Genomic DNA, 20646 nt, shown 5'->3' on the forward strand with positions numbered 1-20646 from the left:
CGTAAAGGAGCGCAGCGACGCATACGTCCATTGCATCAGGTTCGACGAAGCCCTTAAGGTATATTCTTTATTTTAGATTATAGCCTTAACTACTGCCATGGGCGAGTGTGATAGGAAGCCGCGGCTAGTGGTAGTATCCAACTCTATCCATACGGTAACGCGGCACAACGTGCCAATGTTACCGAACCGTAAACCAGTTTAGTAGCTCCAAATACATGTAAATACATATAAACCTCATCTCAATTTATGTATCATATACATTAATTCTTAATATCTTGCTTTAAATATTTATCCCTAAATAACCACTATATTATTCAATGGAGATTTACCTCTTAATGATCAAATATCCACCATATAGCCCTAATTTTACTTTTTTTAGTGCTATATCTATACATAATAGTTTATGTTTAACTGCTTTAATAGATCATTATACAAGTTATTCTTTAATCAACTTTACTAATTAATCATCTTTATGTAATTAATATTACTTTAATTTTAAATTTTAATAATCACTATCTACTACATATTCTATTCATGCATAGGTTTATCTGAAATTCACATATAAAGCTATAAATATAGATAAATACTGAGTTTATACCTACATTAGTATTGCCTAAATATGCACCAAAATTTACTCATTTCATTTATATCTCATATAACTTTCACTATGTTTTCACATATAATCTTTATACTAGCAATAGTTGATTGAGATCAACTAAGGAAATGGAGGTCTACTGCAAATAACTTTTACCTGTCCCTTTTACAAATAATACAAACAACACAACACAAAACAATACAACACTTAAATACACAACAATACTCTCCCTGTGTATAAACAAAACAATACATATACAAAACTCTCTAATTATATATACCATCTCCCGTATATATAAAGGTAAAAGTTAGGTAGACATAAGAGCCCTTGAGAAAGGGCTCTTTTTCCTTTTAAATTCACTATTATTTCATTATTTTAACAGGCTTTGTTTCTTGACATGGGACCTAATTTTTGTTAAACTAATCAAGTATCAAGCACAGCTTGATGAACATAGGGGTATAGCTCAATTGGTAGAGTAGCGGTCTCCAAAACCGTTGGTTGTGGGTTCAAGTCCTACTGCCCCTGCCAAATTTGGATTGCGGTCTTCGGACCGCATGTCCATAAAATTACTCAAAAAATATTAAAAAAATGCTTGCATAGATGTAAGCGTTATGTTAATATAAGTGAGTACCAAGTACATGACTCAGTAGCTCAGCTGGATAGAGCGTTTGACTACGAATCAAAAGGCCAGGGGTTCGAATCCCTTCTGGGTCACCAAATGAAAGCATCACAGTAATGTGGTGCTTTTTTATTTTTGTAAAACCATTTATCTATTAAAAAGACTCTACACATAATTGTGTAGAGTCTTTTAGTTTCCGTGCTTTAAATCTAATTAGATTGTGGCTTAAGTGTTTTACCTTATTTTAGCTGTCCTGCAGCCACAGCAAGATCTCTCCAGTAGATAGCTTGCATATAACCATATGTATCTGGTTTTAAGGTAATTAATTTAGCTTTAGGTCGTTTTTCCTCACGTAATACTCTGCCTGTACGGGCATCAATGATATTACGTTGTTCTTGAACCCATTGAATCGTATCGGCATCTTGATCAAAGTAATAATGATTTATATACTCTGTCATATAATATTGAGCACCTTGGTGACTATATGTACGGGCTACAATTTCAAATTTATTACCTTCTCCTGCGATGACCTTAACGCGTTGCTCTGCGTAATAATTTTGGCCATTCATACGATATAAGTAGGCATAACCTCTGGCATTCTCTAAATCAGCAATATTAACTGCTTGAGAGGGGAGGATACCTAAGATTGTGAAAGCCGCTGCAATTAATAAACTACGCTTCATGTATTCTCCTTATTACTTCGCATGTGGCTGATCAGATTCAGCAACCACATGTACAACTAATTCTTGATTAGAAGGAATCTGAGCCATGACTACAGGCATTGGTACATTCATAGCTGCTGCAATACCTTTGATCTGGCGCATTGCAACAGGCACTACAGTACCATCTTCTTGGATATTTTTTTCTAATGCTTCAATTTCAGTAACTGTTAAGCTTGCTTTGTTCGCAAAGTCTTCGATAGATACACCATTAGCTTCGCGATATTCTTTAATGAAATCTCCGATATACATAGATTCCTCCTATTTTTAGATACCTTTATATTGTAATTAAAAATATCATATATGGCAATAGATGAATAAAAGATGAATTAATAAAATTACAAAAATAAATTGACTTAATACGATAGTGGTGTTAATATTAACTCATAGAAAACATCATATTTGGGAATAGGTGCTGAAAAGCATAATAGAGAAGCTGGTTAAATGCCAGCACGGTCCCGCCACTGTATGGTCGAGCGAGTCTAAATTAAGTCACTGGGAAACTGGGAAGGCTAGATGAGCAATGACGCCGAGTCAGGAGAACTGCCTATTCAACATTCACCATTTGACCTACGAGAGATAGGGAGGAGAAGTTAGTAGCTCCTTTTTACGTACCCGTAAAAAGGATTTTTTAGTTCTATACGATTTTTATCAGAGATGATTTAAATTGTATTCAAAAGACCTTAATGTCGATGGCATGGTCATGGTGAATAATACCTTCTTGGTATTACCAGCATGACATGTGTTATGACTGTTAATATATTTTATGGTAAATGTAGGGCATGCATTTATTCATCATCATCCTAAAAAAGAGGCTGACCCAGGATTCTAGTAGTTCGGATTCTGGGTCAGTCTCTTTTTCATTTTCCTATTCTCCTGTTAATGTCTAGTACTTCTAATGTGTATAGCCAACATATATAATAGAACTTTTATTTTTAGGGGATACATGAAATTTAAGTTAATTCTAAAAAAATGATTGACGATGAATTCTATACATGATATTATTATTTCAGTTGAGACGCGGGAGTGGCGGAATTGGCAGACGCACCAGACTTAGGATCTGGCGCCTTACGGCGTGGGGGTTCAAGTCCCTTCTCCCGCACCAACTTTATTGCACCTTTTGAGGTGCTATTTTTTTTGCCTAAAATTAGCTTTATTAATGGGCATACATAAGACTAAGCGCTTTTAATTTAGGTACAAACAAGCGTGATTAGTAAGGCATAACATAGATAGAAAATTAACTATGCCGTTATGTGTTATAATAAATGAGTTAGAACTATTAATTTAAATAATCATAGTAATACTATATGGTGCAGTATGGATAATACATTAACACAGCTGCTTTCACAGAACCCATCCTTTGTGGATGGGCTAAACGCATTTCAGCGGAAAGGAAAGTCAGTCATATATGGTCTTAGTGGATCTCAAAAGAGTTTCCTCTTAAACCAAGCTTTTTCTACGGGTCTTACAAAGCCTGTGGTTATCGTAGTCCATGATAAGGACCATAAAGAGATGTGGGAACGGGATTTAGCCTTTTTCTGGCCTAATATTCCTGTCCTATCATTTCCTATAACAGATCATGTGGACTTTACAACGATTGCTCGTAGCCTTGAAGACCAAGGGGCACAAATGCGTGCCTTAGCATTGCTAGCATGGCAGGAACCTGCTGTAGTCATTGCGAATGCTGAAGAGGTTACACAGTATGTGGTATCTCCACAATATTTAAAAGGACAGTCGTTACATTTCTCTTTGAATGATACGATTGAACGCGATACAGCTCTTGAACAGCTCGTTACAATTGGATATGAACGTGTAGACCAGGTGGAACAACGTGGTCATTTTGCCGTGCGCGGGGATATTTTAGACATATATCCTGTTAATAGTGAACATCCCATACGGATTGAGTTCTTTGGCGATGAAATTGATACGTTGCGGTTCTTCTCTGTGGAGAACCAACGTTCCATTGAACAAATTGATTCTTATACGGTGACACCTTTCTTTCTTGGTAAAAGTGATGCAGATTGTACCTTATTATCCTATGTGAAAGAAGGCACTCTTATTTACGATGAGCCTGGTCGTATTCAGGAAGCATTAAAGAAATTCCTCAAGGAGGATCCAACACATCGTAAAAATCATTGTGACTGGAGTGAATTGCAACGTACTGTAGAAGCGACGAATCAAGTAGCTTTCACATTTATGCAACAACGTTCTATCGGCTTAGCTGGATTTACCCCAATTGGTATTCAAGGTAAGACGATGACGAGCTTTGAGCGTCAAATTCCTTTATTAACTGATGAGATTAAACAATGGCATCGCTTAAACCATCAAGTTGTATTGGTATTAAATAATCAGCAACGAAGAGAAGGGATTGAACGTGCCCTTGAAGGGGAAGGTATTGCCTTTGTTCATAGTGCGGAATGGATTGCAAAGCCTAATACGGTAGTTATCTTACAAGGTTTATTGACCGATGGCTTTGAATTACCAAATAGCCATTTAGTAGTTGTCGTAGAAGGTAATATTTACGGACAACAAAAACGGAAGCTACGCAACAAGCCTAAAAAGGGCCAAGAAATCAATTACTTTACGGATTTAACGCCTGGTGACTATGTTGTACATAGTTTGCACGGTATTGGTAAGTATATTGGCCTTAAAACGATAGAAACAGAAGGGATTCATCGGGATTATATTGAAATTGACTATGCGGGATCAGATAAATTATTCTTACCTGCCAACAACTTAGATCAATTACAAAAGTATATTGGTAATGAAGGTGATGTGCCGCGCATCAATAAAATGGGCGGCCGTGACTGGGCTAAGGTTGTTACAAAGGCAAAGAAATCTATTGATGATTTAGCAGATAAGTTAGTGGCCCTCTATGCACAGCGTGAAATAACGCAAGGCTTTGCATTCTTGCCAGACCAACCATGGCAGCAGGAATTTGAAGATGCATTCCCTTATGAGGAAACGGAAGACCAATTACAAGCTACTGCAGAAATTAAGGCATCCATGGAAAAACCAGTTCCTATGGATCGTTTGCTTGCTGGCGATGTAGGGTTTGGTAAAACAGAAGTGGCCATGCGTGCCATCTTTAAGGCTGTTATGAGCGGCAAACAAGTAGCAGTACTTGTGCCAACCACTGTTTTGGCACAGCAACATTTCCAAACCTTCTGGAACCGCTTTGCTCCATTTGGGGTTAAGGTAGATGTGCTCAATCGTTTCCGCAGTACAGCGGAGAAAAAACAAGTTCTAAAAGGCGTTGAAGATGGATCAATTGATGTTCTTATCGGCACACATTCCTTGCTCAATAAGAAGGTTGTCTTCAAAGATTTAGGTATGCTCGTTGTAGATGAGGAACAACGTTTCGGGGTAGCTCAAAAGGAAAAATGGAAAGAGTGGGCCAATAATATTGATGTACTCACCTTGAGTGCGACCCCAATTCCTCGAACATTACATATGTCCCTCGTTGGTGTTCGTGAGATGTCTGTTATTAATACGCCACCAGAAGAACGCTTGCCTGTTCAAACCTATGTAGTGGAATATGATATGAACCTCGTGGCCGATGCAATCAAGCGCGAATTGGCGCGTGGTGGTCAGGTTTACTTTGTATATAACCGCGTAGCATCCATTAATCATATGGGTGAGTTACTAGCAGAAGCTTTACCAGACTTGCGCTATGCCATTGCTCATGGTCAAATGACAGGCCGTCAAATTGAGGAAATCATGACTGATTTCTATGAAGGCCATTACGATGTATTATTGTCTACTAGTATCATCGAAACAGGTCTAGATATACCAAATGCGAATACCATCATCATTTATGATGCGGATCGCTTAGGCTTATCTCAGCTATATCAAATGCGTGGCCGTGTAGGTCGTTCTCGTAGAAGGGCCTATGCATACTTTATGTATCGACCTGATAAAATGCTCTCAGAGGCTGCAGAAAAGCGCTTGAAAGCTATTGAAGAGTTCACCGAGCTCGGTGCTGGTTTTAAATTGGCGATGCGAGATTTAGAAATCCGTGGTGCTGGTAATCTCTTAGGTTCACAACAACATGGTAACATCGCCTCTGTCGGCTTTGGTATGTACGTAAGTATGTTAGAAGAAGCCATTGCAAAGGCTCAACATAAAGAGGTAGAACGCGAGGTCTCCATTGATCCAGCTATCGATTTAGAGGTGGATGCTTTTATCGACGATGCATATATCAAAGATAGTGCCCGCAAAATTTCTGTATACCAACGATTGTTACATATTAAATCAAAAGAACAGCTTGATGATATGACAGACGAACTCATCGACCGGTTCGGTACGCCAACAGATCCTGTGGACCGACTATTGCGCATTGCCCAAATTAAAGAGCAAGCACGTTTACTTGGCATTAAAAGTATCGTTCGTAGAGATCAACAGCTTACTATCCATTGGCATGATGATTCTAAGATGGCCGACTGGGATATGGGGGCTGTACGAGAAGATCTATGGAAGAAGATGAAATTTACAGACACCAAGCCAGCCACATTATATGTGAGCCTTAATGGTATGAAAGGTTCTATTTTGACCATTACGGAAGCGGTGATGAAGGCTCTTAGCCAGAAATTATCGTCTAAGGAGGGCCTATGAATCGATTTTTAAAGGGGGCTATGATTTTAACCTTAGCTGGGATTATCGTTAAGGTTATCGGTGCTTTCAGTAAAGTCCTTATTGCACGCGTTCTCGGTGGTGAAGGGATTGGCCTATATATGATGGCCTATCCGATTTATCAAATTATCGTTAGTATTTCCGCTGCAGGCATTCCTGTTGCTATATCTATTATGATTGCGGAAAAGCTAGCTAATGATGATATGCGGGGCGTACAACAGGTATTTTCCGTATCGTTAAAGGTGTTAACACTATTAGGCCTTGTATTTAGTGTAGCTTTATACGGCAGTGCACAGTGGCTCATAGATACCCATATTATTACAGATCCTCGTGCACTCTTAGCGATTCAGCTATTGTCGCCAGCTATCTTCATCGTTACAATTTTGAGCTGTTTTAGAGGTTACTTCCAAGGCTTCCAATACATGGTGCCTACGGGAACTAGCCAAGTCTTTGAACAAATCTTCCGCGTATCCTCTATGGTGGGCTTAGCCTATTATTTCATTGATAGAGGGCTACACTTGGCGGCAGGTGGTGCAACGTTTGCTACATTCCCCGGTGTATTAGCTGGATTGCTCGTATTGATTTACTTTTACTATCGTCAGCGTCGTGTACGGGCGCAAATGTTGGCGCAGCAGAATCCAAATGCTATCGGTGAAAGCAATAGCTCTGTAGTCAAACGACTATTTAGCTTGGCTATACCAGTATCAATGGCCAATATTATGTTGCCTATGGTATCTCTTATCGATACATTTATCGTCCCAAAGAGATTGATGGATATCGGGTATTACCTCAATGAAGCGACAACACAATTTGGCTATCTCACAGGGATGGCTACATCGTTAATTGGGTTACCTATCATTTTGACTACATCCTTGGCTGCTAGCCTTGTACCAGCCGTATCTGAGGCCCATGCTCAAGGCGATGTGCACCGGATTGTACAGCGCGCCGGTACAGCCATTAAAATTGCCAATATGTTTACCATACCAGCTTGCATTGGGCTCTGCGTATTAGCGACACCTATATCTAAATTGATATATGCAACGCCTCATGCTGGCCCTGTTATTGCTGTTATTAGCTTGAGTATTATATTCTTAGGGTGGCAACAGATTACAGCAGGTATTTTGCAGGGCTTAGGTAGAACGGTTATTCCAATGGTAGCCATTTTTATTGGTCTGTTGGCTAAGACATTCTTGGACTATCAATTGACAGGTACTATTGAACTTGGCATTAATGGTGCCGCATGGGCAACGAATTTAAACTTTGCCATTGCTGCACTCATAAACTATATATTTGTTAAAAAATATGTAGGCTCCGTACTCAATAAATTAGAGCTATTAAAAATTGTAGTGTCTGCTATGGCTATGGGCGGAGCTACACAGGTGGTGTATGTGACGACTGTAGAACTGTTCGGTAATGGGGGTGCAGTGGCAGCGGCTATTATTGTAGCGGTATTTGTGTATGGTTTATCCTTATGGTTAACAAAGGCCGTTGTAAAAGCTGATATGTATCATTTCCCAGTTATAGGTAAGCGCTTGCAGGCTCGCCGTGATAAGGAGGAGGCTAAGCTATATGAAGAACAATACTGATAAGCCAGTATCGGTACAACCATTAGTGGATGTAGTAAAAGCTTTGCGTGCTCCGAATGGTTGTCCTTGGGATCAAAAACAGACTCATGAGTCGTTGCGTCGATATTTCATCGAAGAAACCTACGAAGTAGTTGATGCTATCGATAATAAAGATATGCCAAATCTTCGTGAAGAACTAGGCGATGTATTATTACAAGTTGTCTTTCACAGTCAATTAGCTGAGGAAGCCGGTCAATTTACATTAGAAGATGTAATTCACGATGTGACGGAAAAGATGATTCGTCGTCATCCCCATGTTTTTGACCCTGAAAATAATGAAAAATCATACAGTTGGGATGAATTAAAGGCACAAGAAAAGAAAAATATACAAAAATCCGTATTAGATGGTGTGTCCAAAGGTTTACCTGCTTTAGTGGCAGCTTACAAACTGCAAGAAAAGGCCGCAAAGCTAGGTTTTGACTGGGATGAGCTCGATCCGGTTTGGGCGAAAGTTTCCGAAGAAATAGGTGAATTTAAGGAGGCTATTGAGCAAGAAGATAGAGAAAATATGGAAAAAGAAGCGGGAGATGTGCTTTTTTCCTTGATTAATCTATTAAGATGGTATAAAATAAGCGGTGAAAATGCACTAAATCGCACAAACACAAAGTTCCGACAGCGTTTTTTACATGTAGAAGCTTGTGTTAACCAAAGCGATCGCTCATGGGAAGACTTTTCATTAGCTGAGCTGGATGCTTTTTGGGAGGAGGCTAAAGTGCAGGAAAAGTAGCCTAGAGGTTTGCATGCTTCTTAGGTATAGTATTTTTAAGGAGGTTCTGTCATGAACAAAACAGAATTAATCGCAAGTGTTGCACAAAAAACTGAATTAACTAAAAAAGACGCTGAAAAAGCGGTAAAAGCTGTATTTGACACAGTTGCTGAAGAATTAGCTGCTGGCGGTAAAGTACAAGTTATCGGCTTCGGTACATTCGAAGTTCGTGAACGCGCAGCTCGTGAAGGCCGTAACCCACAAAACGGTAAAACTATCACTATCGCAGCTTCCAAATCCCCTGCATTCAAAGCTGGTAAAGGTTTGAAAGAACAAGTTAACGCTGCAAAAGCTAAAAAACGCAAAAAATAATCCCTAATGGATTGGAAAGAGACCTTTCGAGGTCTCTTTTTTTCGTCTATTTATGGTATAATGCACAGAGAAAGGGTGTACTATGAATAACGAAAGATCACGGAAGGTTCTCATCGTGTCCGCTTCTATTGGGACGGGACATATGCAGGCCGCTAGAGCCATAGAAGAATATTGGAAAGAGAAAGAACCACAAGCATCGATAACTCATGTGGACTTTCTTGATACAGAAACCATGTCTGTAGAGCATTTGATCAAGGGCACATACATCAAGATGATTGACGTATTCCCGATGCTATATGATATGATTTACCGCGTATCAAAAGGGGAAAAACGAGGTACGATTATGCAAACTGCATTATCATACCTATTGAAAAGCCGCATGCTCAAATTGGTACAACAAGAAGAGCCAGATGTAATGGTATTTACGCATCCATTCCCATGTGGTGCAGCGTCTATCTTAAAACGCCAAGGACATATCGATGTACCATTAGTGGCTATCATGACGGACTTTAGTAGTCATCAATTTTGGCTATACCCTCAAATTGATACATACTATGTAGCTACTGAATCGATGGTAGATGAAATGGTAGCAGCTGGTATTGATAAATCACGCATCCATGTATCAGGTATTCCTGTACGACGCTCCTTCTTCCGTGATGCTATTGAAGAATATAGCTTAGAGAAACCGGTAAAAGTGCTCGTTATGGGCGGTGGCCTAGGTTTAGGTTCTCTAGAAACGGCATTAAAACATTTAGATGAAGTAAACGGTATTGATGAAATTACTGTCGTAGCCGGTCAAAATACATCTCTTTATGAATCCTTAGTTACCCTTAGTGAATCTATGCGAACTAAGACCATTGTATACGGATATACTACGAATATTTCGGAACTTATGAAGTCGTCTTCCTTGCTAGTTACAAAGCCTGGTGCATTAACATGTATGGAAGCGGTTACTATTGGTTTGCCTATGGTATTCTTTAATGCCATCCCAGGGCAAGAAGAGGCCAATGCAGAGCTGTTAGAACAACGAGGTTGTGCTCGTTGGGCTCGTGATATTCATAACTTGGAAGACGTTGTGACCGCGCTTCTTATTAACTCTCCAAGACTTCAACAAATGTCTGAGCGCGCTCGTGAATGGCATGTGGATGGTGCGGCTAATATCGTAAATAGTCTTATAGCCATATTAGATGCTGAGACGCCGGTAGAATTAGTGAAAGCAGAGCAATCTATCAGTTAATAGTTTAGTATTTACAGAATTATAGTGATTGTAAATGCTATATAGCTCGATATGTTTCATTAACGATGTTGGTTCAATAAACGTTATATGCTATATCAACGTTATATGTTCTATCATAAAATTAAAAAAGCGATGATCTTATATAGGTCATCGCTTTTGTTTTATTGGTATTGTTCAATATGTTCTTGTCGAATTTTTTGAAGTGTTTCCAAGAATGCATCTGTGCTTTCAGCACTGTCCAACAAGTCTTTTAGTTGGTAAGAATCATCGAGGGTCACACTCCATTGGAAGGAGTCATTATCGTCGTATACATTGAATACGATTGGCGTTTCTAAATCCTCTGGCAAATGACCGTCATCATCGGACACAGTTGCATAGGTGCCATCTTCCAAGAGCTCTGTAAATAATGTGTCATACCCATCGATATCGATAAGTTCAAAGTTGATAGTTTCATAAAAGTCTAAAACGATATCTGCTGCCATGTGGACCTCCTCATGAATATATACGTTACGTTTATTCTACTGAGGGGGCCTGTTACTGTCAATGGTAATGTGTAGTATAATAAATATCAGAATGACATAATAGGAGCATACGATGAACGTTATTAGTTTACAAAACATAGAAAAATCATATGGCACACGACTGCTGTTTAAGGAGGTAAATATTACTTTCACCACCGAAAAACGACTAGGTCTTGTGGGCATTAATGGGACAGGTAAGTCTACTTTCTTAAAAATCTTAGCAGGACAAATGGAGCCTGATAAGGGGACCATTGAGCGAAATGGTAAGGCTAGTATACATTATTTAGCACAAACACCTGAGTTTGATCCGAATTCTACATTACTAGAAGCTGTTCTTGATGGTGATCATCCTCGTTTACGAATGGTACAATCCTTTGAGCGCATTAGTCGTGAATATCGCGAAATGCAAGAGACTGGTGGCGAGGATGCTAAAGTATCACGGAACTATATGAATTCCTTGGAGCAGATGGACCAACAAGATGGTTGGCAAGTGGAGCAAGAGGCTCGTATTATTTTATCTAAATTAGGTTTTCCTGATGTGGATCAAAAGGTGGCTATGTTATCTGGTGGTCAAAAGCGTCGCCTTGCATTAGGGCAGGCATTATTATATCCTTGTGATCTATTATTGCTAGACGAACCGACAAACCATTTAGATGAAGATAGTATCGATTGGCTAGAGTCTTATTTAAGTGCTCGCCAAGGAGGACTATTAATTAGTACCCATGATAGATATTTCCTCGATTCCGTATGTAATGGGATTTTAGAATTATCGAATCGACGTATGTACCAATACGATGGCAACTACGAAGAGTTTATTGCCTTAAAGGCTGATCGAGAGGCTCGTGAGGCGGCTACAGAAGAGAAGCGTCGTCAGTTCTTAAAACGAGAAATCGAATGGGTACGCCGTGGTGCGTTGGCGAGAACGACAAAACAAAAGGCTCGTTTAGACCGCTATGAAAAACTTAAGAATATGGAGAAGACCCGACGCCCGGATCAAATGGATCCTATTGCTTTAAAAACGCGTTTAGGGAAAACCATCTTTGATATTGAACATTTGGCATTCTACTTTGGTGAGCGTCCTATGATTAAGGATTTTACCTATCATGTAGTGCGTCATGATCGTATCGGTATCGTTGGTCCTAATGGGGTTGGCAAGTCCACCTTTATGAATATTCTTGATGGAACCTATGAACCTACAAGCGGTACGATTGGTAAAGGCGAGACAGTTCGCATTGCACATTTCAAACAAGAACTGCCTGAGTTTGATGAAGATATGCGCGTTCTCGATTATATTCGTGAAGACCATTCGTATATGGTTCTGGGCGATGGCTCTACATTGAGTGCAGGTCAGATTCTTGAACGATTCCTGTTTACCCCTGAGCTACATGGTGTGCCAATCCGTAAACTTTCAGGTGGCGAACGACGTCGGTTGTATCTATTAAAGTTGCTTATGAGCGCTCCTAATGTTTTATTACTAGACGAACCGACCAATGATCTTGATATTCCTACATTAGAGGTGTTGGAGGATTTCCTTGACTCCTTTAGTGGTGTCATTATCACCGTATGTCACGATCGTTATTTCCTAGACCGCGTTGTGGACAAACTTTTTGTGTTTAGTGGTGATGGTCATATTGAGATTGTTCATGGCTCCTATTCTGATTACAAGGATTCTTTAGATGAAAGTAGCGTTGGAAAGCGCCCATTCTATATGGCTAATACAGGTACATCTGTTACTTCTAAAGATGAAAAAGCGGAAGGGGTTGCACCTAGTACTGCCAGTGATGACTCATCGTTAGGCACTTCGGTAGATGGGAGTGATAGTAGCATCACAACTTCTGGAGGAGATACTTTCAAAGAAGCACCAAAGAAGGGGCTAAATAAAGCGGAAGAAGCGGAGTATGCTAACATCATGGAGGAATTGCCTAAATTAGAGCATTTAGTAAAGGGCCTCGATGTCATGATTAGTCAAGTTGCTACTGATTATGAGAAGATGCAATCCTTGATGGCTGAGCGAGAAGAGACTCAATCCCAAATAGATGCGCTCACAGAACGGTGGATGGAATTGGAAGAACGCCTATAATTCCTTATAGCATGCGATTTTTTAATATCTGTTATGCAAAGGAATTACATGTAAATTTATTGATAAAAGTCACAATTTATAGTATAATTTCATCGATTAACGATAACAACGTTACCTAAGTAGGAGGAACTCATGAGTAAGTACCAATTTTTAGACCGTCGCGTACCGATTGAAGACGGCAATATTGCTTTAGTTCAAGATTTATCCAAATGTAAAAACTGCTCCTTATGTCGTAAAGCGTGTGCTGTAGACATGGGCGTATTTGATTATTATGATTTAACAACAAATGGGGATCATCCAATTTGTATTCATTGCGGTCAATGTGCATCTATTTGTCCATTTGATTCCATCAATGAACGCTCTGAAATTGATGAAGTAAAAGCAGCTATTGCTGACCCTAATAAAATCGTTGTATTCCAAACTGCACCTGCTGTACGTGTTGGCTTAGGTGAAGAATTTGGTCTTGATGCAGGTACATTCGTAGAAGGTAAAATGGTAGCTGCTCTTCGTAAATTAGGTGGCGACTATATTCTCGATACAAACTTTGGTGCGGACATGACTATCATGGAGGAAGCATCTGAGTTGTTGGAACGCGTTATCAATAGTGATTCCGTATTGCCTCAATTCACATCTTGTTGCCCTGCTTGGGTTAAATTTGCTGAAACATTCTATCCAGAATTCTTGCCAAACTTGTCTACTGCTAAGAGTCCAATTGCAATGCAAGCGCCTACACAAAAAACATATTTTGCTGAAAAAATGGGCCTTGATGCAAAACAAATCGTTGCTGTTGCAGTAACACCTTGTACAGCTAAGAAATTCGAAATTCGTCGTGACGAAATGAACTCCTCTGCTGAATACTGGGATGTACCAGAAATGCGTGATACAGACTACTGTATTACTACACGTGAACTTGCAAAATGGTTACGTGCAGAAGAAATCAACTTTGATGAATTAGAAGATTCTTCATTTGATCCATTGATGGGTGAAGCATCTGGTGGTGGTATCATCTTCGGTAATACTGGTGGCGTTATGGAAGCGGCTATGCGTGCGGCTTACAAATTAGCAACTGGTGAAGATGCACCTCAAACATTGATCCCATTCGAAGCAATTCGTGGTATGGACGGTGCTCGTGAAGCAGACGTAGTCATTGGGGACAAAACATTACATGTAGCGGCTGTTCATGGTACAGGCAACTTGCGTAAGTTCATCGAACGCATGCGTGCAGAAAATATCCATTATGACTTCATTGAAGTAATGGCGTGCCGTGGTGGCTGTATCGGTGGTGGTGGTCAACCACGCGTTAAATTACCAATGGCTGATAAAGCTCGTGAAGCTCGTATTGCTTCCTTGTACACTCGTGATGCGGAAGTAACAGTAAAAGCAGCTTGTGATAATCCAGATATCCAAAAATTATATGCAGAGTTCTTCGATGGTAAACCTATGAGCCATAAAGCACATCACATGTTACATACAACATTTGTGAGCCGTGCAGAAGACTTAGGCCCTAACGGTGCTTGTACACCAGCTACATGCCCAACATCTGTGCCTAACTTGAAAAAGGCCGCAGAAGCAGCTAAAGCAGCAGCGGAAGCTAATAACTAATAGCTAAAAATAGTTAACCGTAACAATTAACAGTAAATGTAACAGTTAACTATAGTTAGTTGATACATACTATAAAAGCACATATATAGCTTAAGATAAAAGGCAGATAGTTGATATTTCAATCAGCTATCTGCTTTTTTGTTTAAAATATTTAGGCGACCATCTGTATGATATCTAAATATTGTTGAGACTTTCATGGTGATGAATAGTATATATGCCATATACGCATAGAGGTTAAAATATAGAGATTGGTAAATTGTTTAGGAATTATGGTTAGTGTGCTATAATTAAATTATATTTATAGAAGCAATCAATACTGTTTCAGGAGGATCTTCATGGCTTTTAAATTAAAAGGAAAAGAAGAAAAATTTTTCAGTATTTTAGAAAATCATGCTGCTCTTACATATGAAAGTGCAGAGATGATGGAGCGTGTGTTTAAAGGCGAAATCTCTAAAGAAGAGGCTTTTCTTGAAATTGATACAAAGGAAAAAGCTGCCGATGAATTAGTAACCGAAACTGTAGAACGTTTGCGTAAAACATTCATTACCCCAATGGATCGCGAAGATATTCAGCTTCTAATCGACCAATTGGATACTACATTGGATAATATTAAAGAAATCATGGACAAAATGGTTATGTACCACGTTGGTAATCCAAGTGATGGTGCTATCCGTATGAGTGAAATCGTTGTAAAATGCGTTAAGCATATTAACAAATCTATTGGTTATATGGGCAGCCTTAAAAAGGACCATGTAAAGGTAGAAGGCCGTGTACACCAAGTATTGAAACTTGAGTCTGAAGCGGATAATATTTACCACGAAGAAATGGCTAAACTCTTCACTGAGTGTACAGATCCTATTGAAATTATCAAATGGAAGGAAATCCTTAGCGCCATGGAGGATGTAATCGATGGTTGCGAAGATTTGGTAGGTACATTCCGCCGGGTAGTATTGAAATATGCTTGAGTCTCATTATTTAGTATGGCTAGTAGTATTTTTAGCATTAGCCTTCGACTATATCAATGGCTTCCACGATACGGCGAACGCCATTGCTACATCTGTTTCGACCCGTGCTATTGAGCCTAAAAAGGCTATTATGATGACGGCAGCACTCAATTTCTTGGGGGCCATGGTTAGTACAGGGGTTGCAAAGACAATCGGTGGCGATATCGTAATGTCTGCATCTCTTATCAATAGTGGAATCATTTCGGCTGCTCTCATCGGTGCCATCACATGGAACTTGCTTACCTGGTATTGGGGGATTCCTAGTTCCTCATCTCATGCTCTTATCGGCGGTATCATCGGTGCTGTAGGCTGGTCCGTAGGCTTTGATGCCTTAAATGAAGCAGGGATCTTAAAGATTTTCTTATCCCTTATTTTATCTCCAGTTGTAGCCATGATTGGTGGCTATATTGTGATGAAAGTATTGTTGCTTATCTTTGGTAGATTCTCTCCAATTACGTTGAATGATAGATTTAGATCCATGCAAGTTGTATCTGCCGTCATGATGGCCTTCTCACATGGCTCTAATGATGCGCAAAAGGCGATGGGGATTATTACCTTAACCTTGCTTAGTGGTGGCTTCATTGATACATTGGATGTACCATTATGGGTTAAACTTTGTTGTGCTACGGCTATGGCCATGGGTACAGCAGTGGGTGGTTGGAAAATCATCTCTACGATGGGGACTAAGATTTTCAAACTAGAAACAATTAATGGTTTTGCTGCTGACTTAAACTCTGCTATTACTATTTTTACAGCTACATTCTTACATTTACCTGTAAGTACGACACACGTTGTAAGTGGTTCCTTATTAGGTGTAGGTTCCTCTAAACGTATTAAAGCTGTTAACTGGGGCGTAGCAAGATCGATGGTGTTAGCTTGGTTTGTAACAATTCCGTTATCTGGTATTGTAGCGGCTATTGCTTATGAAATCGGTCACTTATTATTTGGTTAATAAATAGCTATATAAAACTAAAAAAGACTGCGAGAGCAGTCTTTTTTTAGTTCTGTTGTTTAAGAATTGGATTCATTGAGTTATACAATTTATCAATTAGATTTTACTATTTTTTGTAGTTTATTATGAACCTGTCATCAAAGAATGTTGATATACACTAGGTTTTAAATACTATATTCTATAAAAGCGATTTATCTATATTTGGCAACGTTAATGTTATAATTCAAGTTGAATATAGAGAAATGCTTATAAATATGTGCTTTTCTTTATTATGCGTTTTATTAATAAATACAGTTTATTACTTGTTTAATAGTTGTTTTAGGACTGTTTAAAATGAATAACTATTGCATACTTATGTAACGGAGGTTATACTATCGGTAGAAGGAGTTTTTCAAGTGAAAAGTGAGGTATGTATATGGCATGGGGTGGAACTAGACGCGGTGCCGGGCGCCCACGTAATCCGATTAAACGTATTGGTAGAACTATTCGACTTAGTGATGAAGAGTTTCTTTCACTCAAACCATTAATTATGGCCATTAAGGCCAATAATGATAAACGCTATAGGCAACAATGTACTAGAAATGGATAAATAAGGCATTGTCACAGCATATACAACATAATAAACTTTTAATCTATATTACAATAACCCATTATTTAAATCTTTCAACTACAACACATCTCTACTCTCTAACCATATGCTGTGTGCAATACAAAGCAGTACGAAGAAGGTCCCAATTCAATGAATTGGGACCTTTTCCGTTACATATAGTATATGTCACAGTATATTTAACTACCTAGGACAAATACTATCTAATACTATATATAATTTTATTAACTTATAGGACTAGTTAATAGAATACTTTCATAGCTGAGTAAATCGTTAGTCGATTTTTACGCCGTGAATTTCTTCAGCTAAACGTTTTAAAGCATCTACTGTACGAACGCCAGGTGTGATCTCAGATAGTTTTACACGAATGAAATGACCTTCTTTTACAGCAGTGATATCTTGAAGTTGAGGGTTAGATTTGATTTTTTCAATTTTTTGTTGGAAATCATCATCGTTGCGAATGGAGTTACCATAGTCAGCAATAATAATGTAATCAGGATTTTGAGCAATTACAGTTTCCCAAGAACCTTTAGCCCATGTTTTATCAACGCCTAAACCGCTCATTACGTTATCAGCACCGATAAGTTTCAAGATGTTTGTAGTGTAACCTTCGAAGGCTGTGAATGGTTGGCCATCTTCAGAGTCATAAATGAATACCCGTTTACGAGGTAAGTCTTTTAATTTAGCTTGGATAGCTGCTAACGTTTTACGTTGACTTGCAACCCATTCTTCAGCTTTAGGTTTAACGCCGAAGATTTCGCCTAATTTAATCATGTCATTAAAGTTAGTCTCTAAATCTGCTTTTGTAGATAACATGGATTCAGGAAGCCATATGTTAACCTTTTGAGCAATCATTTTATCTGCAGGAATAGCGCGTTTGCTGAAGGAGTCAGGCCAGCCTGTTGCAAAGTCTGGCTTTACGGACATGAATACTTCGTAGGACGGCCATTTGTCGGATAATACTTTTACCTTGTCATACGCCGCTTGTAGAGGTGGATAGATTTCTTCTTCTTTGAAAGCTGTACCAGCCATCTTATCTTCAAGACCTAGTTGGAGCATCATTTCTGTAGTTGCTTGGGACATGGATACTGCATGGGTAGGAGCGGATTTTACAGCAAAGTCAGTTTTAGTACCGTCAAATGTTTCACTCCATGTTACCGCATTGCCATTATCAGCAGTGTTCTTAGTTGTATCAGAACCACAACCAGCAATAGCAAAGGTTGCGCATGCCATAGCGACTAATAACAATTTTTTTGATTTTCTTAATTTTTGGAACATAGTAAGCCCTTTCTTTTGAATTAATAATATAAATGATAGCGCCCTTCATCCCAAGATGTTTTGAAAGGAACTTCAAATATGGGTTCAAGAATTTCAGGTGTTAACACCTCGGTAGGGGAGCCTTCCTTTAGGATGGTTCCTTTGTTCATAATAACCACATGATCACAATATTGAGCGGCCAAGTTCAAGTCGTGTAAGACTACGATAGTTGTGCCTTTAAACGCTCGCAATTGTTTCATCAGTGCTATTTTATATTTCATATCTAGATGGTTCGTAGGCTCATCTAAGAGTAGAATTTGAGGCTCTTGGGTCAATGCTTTGGCGATGAATACACGTTGTTTTTCGCCACCTGATAAATGATGAATTTCTTCATCTGCTAAATGCGTAATACCTACTTCATGCATATAATGCTCTGCTATTTTTACATCTTCTGAGCTATATGTGCCGAAGTGTTGTTTGTAAGGATAGCGCCCCATAAGAACGATATCTTTTACGAGAAAATCATCGATCATAGAGTCTCTTGATTGTGTTAGAACGGCTACTAATTGAGCAAATTCTCGGCCTTTATATGATTCTAAAGGTCTTTGATTCAATATGATTTTATCTTTAGATGGTAGTAGTCGGTACAGATGACTCAGTAATGTGGACTTACCACATCCATTCGGGCCGATGATGGCTGTAATTTTATTACTAGGAAATGTTACAGAAATATTCTTTAACACTTCTTTCTTCTCATAGGAGAAGGACAACTGATTAATTTGATACATAGTATCTCCTATAGATATGATATACACTAACCATTGTGCTTGTAACGATTCATAATAATCCAAATAAATAATGGAGCCCCTAGTAGGGATGTGAGAACCCCGATCGGGATTTCTTCTGGACTATAGAGGGCCCTAGATAATACATCGGACCAAATCATCACGATACTGCCGATGAGTGTACTGAATAGTAAGGTGTGTTTGTGCTTTGGACCGCCTATGATTCTCGCTAAATGAGGAATAATAAGGCCAATAAATCCAACTACACCGACCTTGGATACTAATGTAGCAATAACAATAGAGGATATAATGACAATGCTCAACTGTAACTGTTTTACAGATAAGCCCATTTGCGCTGCTTCGTGATTGCCTAGTAATAATACATCTAAATCTTGGTTAAATAGGTAGATATATAACATAAATAATGTCACAATGATGGCTGTTAGTGGTAAATCACCCCATTGTATACCGGCAAAGCTACCTAATAACCAGAACATGGCACTACGAACTTGTGCTTCGTGTTTTGCCCCGTAAATAATCATCATAGTTAGAGCAGAGAATATACCAGTCATGCCCATACCGATGAGGATGAGCTTTACAGGACTATTACTTTTACCAACACAGAGCAATACCAAGATAATAGAGAGGGCCGCACCTAGAGCTGCAAAAATAGGTGTGTTATAGGCACCCAATAGCGGTAGACCTCCCATAATAATAGCGAATACAGCGCCTGTACTAGCACCTGATGAAACACCTAAGACATAGGGATCAGCGAGTGCATTTCGCGTAACCGTTTGCATTAGCAAACCAACGAGGGATAAACCTATACCTGTTAAGACTGAATAGATGAGCCGAGGTAATCGTATATCAGTGATAATCGTATCTGTCATTGTGGCAGTGGCATTAGGATCCGCCATAGACATAAGAGCTTGAATAATTTGATCCAAAGGAATAAATGTAGATCCAAATTGCAATGCCGTTACCAATGAAATACATAGTATTATACATAGTATTAATGCTTTTATAGAAGTTTGCATAAAATCTCCTTATTCTATTTTATAGGTAATATAACCTTATCTAAGTATAGAGAATTTTCTATATATATACAATATATATACGTGTATGGGTATTAATGTGAGCGGTTAGATTCTATAGAAATTATAATTGGAAATAGGATTGAGCTGATACTTAATATAAAATGCTTGAGTTAGTAAAAATTCAAAAATATGATTAAATATTTAATATAGGATATCCTACTATGTGTTAATAAATTCATCACTAAAATTGTTTGTTTTATTCTTTTTTATAGCCTTATTCCTATTTTGTTATATGA

The 20646-nt window shown here is 38.8% G+C and carries 16 protein-coding genes, 3 tRNA genes and 1 riboswitch; of the genes, 13 read left to right on the plus strand and 6 right to left on the minus strand.

What is annotated here, in order from left to right:
- Positions 1–1047: 1047 nt before the first annotated feature.
- Together ACSV5T_RS08795 and ACSV5T_RS08800 are read left to right on the plus strand one after the other, a co-directional pair.
- A tRNA-Trp gene (locus ACSV5T_RS08795) sits at positions 1048–1123 on the plus strand.
- Positions 1124–1235: 112 nt separating this feature from the next.
- A tRNA-Arg gene (locus ACSV5T_RS08800) sits at positions 1236–1312 on the plus strand.
- Between the two features lie 141 nt (positions 1313–1453).
- Here the strand turns inward: ACSV5T_RS08800 and ACSV5T_RS08805 are convergent.
- On the minus strand, positions 1454–1897 hold the full coding sequence (locus ACSV5T_RS08805) for a hypothetical protein (protein ID WP_005385689.1): 444 nt from the start codon (positions 1895–1897) through the stop codon (positions 1454–1456).
- Between the two features lie 12 nt (positions 1898–1909).
- Positions 1910–2185 (minus strand): helix-turn-helix domain-containing protein, encoded by a 276-nt coding sequence (locus tag ACSV5T_RS08810; RefSeq protein WP_005385690.1) that lies wholly within the window; start codon positions 2183–2185, stop codon positions 1910–1912.
- A 141-nt stretch (positions 2186–2326) separates the two neighbouring features.
- A riboswitch (cobalamin riboswitch) is annotated at positions 2327–2498 on the plus strand.
- Positions 2499–2953: 455 nt separating this feature from the next.
- Here ACSV5T_RS08810 and ACSV5T_RS08815 point away from each other — a divergent pair.
- From ACSV5T_RS08815 to ACSV5T_RS08840, 6 genes are all read left to right on the plus strand, one after another.
- Positions 2954–3038 (plus strand) — tRNA-Leu (locus ACSV5T_RS08815).
- Between the two features lie 212 nt (positions 3039–3250).
- Complete coding sequence (gene mfd / locus ACSV5T_RS08820; protein WP_438320833.1) at positions 3251–6547, plus strand: transcription-repair coupling factor; 3297 nt, start codon at positions 3251–3253, stop codon at positions 6545–6547.
- Positions 6544–8151 carry a putative polysaccharide biosynthesis protein gene (locus tag ACSV5T_RS08825; RefSeq protein ID WP_303931837.1) on the plus strand — a complete coding sequence of 536 codons (1608 nt, stop codon included), beginning with the start codon at positions 6544–6546 and terminating at the stop codon, positions 8149–8151. Before mfd ends, ACSV5T_RS08825 begins: the two co-directional genes overlap by 4 nt.
- Positions 8135–8917, plus strand: coding sequence for a nucleoside triphosphate pyrophosphohydrolase (gene mazG, locus ACSV5T_RS08830; protein ID WP_438320834.1), 783 nt, complete (start codon positions 8135–8137; stop codon positions 8915–8917). Before ACSV5T_RS08825 ends, mazG begins: the two co-directional genes overlap by 17 nt.
- A 51-nt stretch (positions 8918–8968) precedes the next feature.
- Positions 8969–9268: an HU family DNA-binding protein gene (locus ACSV5T_RS08835; RefSeq protein WP_005385694.1), complete on the plus strand. Its 300-nt coding sequence runs from the start codon at positions 8969–8971 to the stop codon at positions 9266–9268.
- 82 nt (positions 9269–9350) lie between these two features.
- Positions 9351–10505, plus strand: a complete 1155-nt coding sequence (locus ACSV5T_RS08840; protein ID WP_227721561.1) for an MGDG synthase family glycosyltransferase — start codon at positions 9351–9353, stop codon at positions 10503–10505.
- A 161-nt stretch (positions 10506–10666) separates the two neighbouring features.
- On the opposite strand, the gene ACSV5T_RS08845 is transcribed toward ACSV5T_RS08840, so the two are convergent.
- A complete protein-coding gene (locus ACSV5T_RS08845) occupies positions 10667–10987 on the minus strand; it encodes a hypothetical protein (protein WP_295204268.1) in 321 nt (106 codons plus the stop codon).
- A gap of 112 nt (positions 10988–11099) precedes the next feature.
- On the opposite strand from ACSV5T_RS08845, the gene ACSV5T_RS08850 reads away from it, so the two are divergent.
- From ACSV5T_RS08850 to ACSV5T_RS08870, 5 genes are all read left to right on the plus strand, one after another.
- Complete coding sequence (locus tag ACSV5T_RS08850; RefSeq protein ID WP_438320836.1) at positions 11100–13106, plus strand: ABC-F family ATP-binding cassette domain-containing protein; 2007 nt, start codon at positions 11100–11102, stop codon at positions 13104–13106.
- Positions 13107–13238: 132 nt separating this feature from the next.
- Positions 13239–14708: a [FeFe] hydrogenase, group A gene (locus tag ACSV5T_RS08855; RefSeq protein WP_438320837.1), complete on the plus strand. Its 1470-nt coding sequence runs from the start codon at positions 13239–13241 to the stop codon at positions 14706–14708.
- 335 nt (positions 14709–15043) lie between these two features.
- Entirely contained in the window at positions 15044–15673 is a 630-nt protein-coding gene (locus ACSV5T_RS08860; RefSeq protein WP_105089528.1) for a DUF47 domain-containing protein, read from the plus strand.
- A complete protein-coding gene (locus tag ACSV5T_RS08865; RefSeq protein WP_438320839.1) occupies positions 15666–16664 on the plus strand; it encodes an anion permease in 999 nt (332 codons plus the stop codon). Before ACSV5T_RS08860 ends, ACSV5T_RS08865 begins: the two co-directional genes overlap by 8 nt.
- 415 nt (positions 16665–17079) lie before the next feature.
- Positions 17080–17253, plus strand: coding sequence for a hypothetical protein (locus ACSV5T_RS08870; RefSeq protein WP_438320841.1), 174 nt, complete (start codon positions 17080–17082; stop codon positions 17251–17253).
- Positions 17254–17544: 291 nt separating this feature from the next.
- Here ACSV5T_RS08870 and ACSV5T_RS08875 read toward each other — a convergent pair whose 3' ends face one another.
- The 3 genes from ACSV5T_RS08875 to ACSV5T_RS08885 are packed head-to-tail and all read right to left on the minus strand — an operon-like array spanning position 17545 to position 20350.
- On the minus strand, positions 17545–18549 hold the full coding sequence (locus ACSV5T_RS08875) for an ABC transporter substrate-binding protein (protein ID WP_438320842.1): 1005 nt from the start codon (positions 18547–18549) through the stop codon (positions 17545–17547).
- A 20-nt stretch (positions 18550–18569) separates the two neighbouring features.
- Positions 18570–19316, minus strand: a complete 747-nt coding sequence (locus ACSV5T_RS08880) for an ABC transporter ATP-binding protein (protein WP_295868910.1) — start codon at positions 19314–19316, stop codon at positions 18570–18572.
- Positions 19317–19342: 26 nt separating this feature from the next.
- The gene (locus tag ACSV5T_RS08885; RefSeq protein ID WP_438320843.1) at positions 19343–20350 is read right to left on the minus strand and encodes a FecCD family ABC transporter permease; all 1008 of its coding nucleotides are present in this window, start codon (positions 20348–20350) and stop codon (positions 19343–19345) included.
- Between the last annotated feature and the right edge of the window lie 296 nt (positions 20351–20646).

It is taken from the genome of Veillonella sp. ZSJB6 (assembly GCF_051549505.1).
Taxonomy (GTDB): Bacteria; Bacillota; Negativicutes; order Veillonellales; family Veillonellaceae; genus Veillonella.